This is a genomic window from Clostridium sulfidigenes (assembly GCF_000732635.1).
Taxonomy (GTDB): domain Bacteria; phylum Bacillota; class Clostridia; order Clostridiales; family Clostridiaceae; genus Clostridium_J; species Clostridium_J sulfidigenes.
Genome location: NZ_JPMD01000071.1, coordinates 1 through 1,183 on the forward strand (window position 1 = coordinate 1; position 1,183 = coordinate 1,183).

The 1,183-nt window shown below is 31.1% G+C and carries 1 protein-coding gene; it reads right to left on the reverse strand.

Annotated elements, in window-relative coordinates; genetic code table 11:
* Positions 1-212: 212 nt before the first annotated feature.
* The gene (locus IO99_RS17890; RefSeq protein ID WP_035135867.1) at positions 213-1,076 is read right to left on the reverse strand and encodes a DUF1002 domain-containing protein; all 864 of its coding nucleotides are present in this window, start codon (positions 1,074-1,076) and stop codon (positions 213-215) included.
* Between the last annotated feature and the right edge of the window lie 107 nt (positions 1,077-1,183).

Genomic DNA, 1,183 nt, shown 5'->3' on the forward strand with positions numbered 1-1,183 from the left:
CTACGGCTAATATATAAAAAAATACACCCGGTTTAAGGGTGTTCTTGACATGTAATTTATTTACTATTATATTAAAATTAAGGCATGGTAGCTACATCATGACCTCCATGCCTTTAAAATAATTATCATAGAAAGCTATTTACAGAAATAATTTCACACTCTCAAACCGTACCCTAAAAGGTGCGGTTTATTTTTATAATTAAATCTTTATTTTAATTAAAAAGTGAACTGAAGAATTCGCTAATCCAGCTAAATAGTTTATCAAAGAAGCCTGAATCCTTAAGTTCTTTTCCTAGAGCTTCCATTTCATCTTTAAATTTAGATGCACTTTTGTCTAAGGTATCCTTAAGTTTAGAATAGTCTAAGTCTAGGTCATTTATATTAGACATTAATGTAACCATATTGTTTTGAATGGTAGCACTTATATCTACATCATATTTTTTTTCAACTTTTTCAATAATTTCTTTAATTTCCTCTTCGTTAGAAGGCTTGTCTTTTATAACGGCTGTTTTAACTTCGTTGATAATTGCAGAAGCTTCTGTATCCCCTATCTCTTCAGCTAAGTCTAGGGATACATCTATCTCTTCTTGAGCTGCTTTTTTATTAGAGGTAGATAATTCACCACCCATTATATTCTCAGCACCAGCAAGGATTCCAGCAAGGGCTGATTCTCCAGTTACTTCAAAAGGAGCTGAGGCTGTAACCTCTGCATTCAATATTCCAGAAGTAATTAATGCATTTGCAAGCATATCATTAGTTACTAGTGTTAAGTTAGAAGAGTTTACGGTTACGCCATTTTCCTTTTGTAATAGCTTAACATAGGCACTAGAATACCATCCACCTGTAAAATTGGCTAATTCTTTTTCATCAAGACCAAATTGTTTTAGTGCCATTTTACTGTCTACATATATAGCTTCAATATTGTCTGGAGCTTTAAAGTACTTTCTTAATTGAGCTTCTTGGCTATCACTTAAATCAGAACCAAAGCTTAGAATTTCACCACTTGGGTATTCACCATGAATATCTGCAAAAGCAGTTGTAGGTATAGATATACATGTTAAAATACCTATAGTCATAGCTAATTTTTTAAAAATTTCTTTGACATGTTAAATTCTCCTTATACTTAAAATGTAAGTAATACTATCTATATAATAAAATCTAGATAGTTACTTTATATATCTAA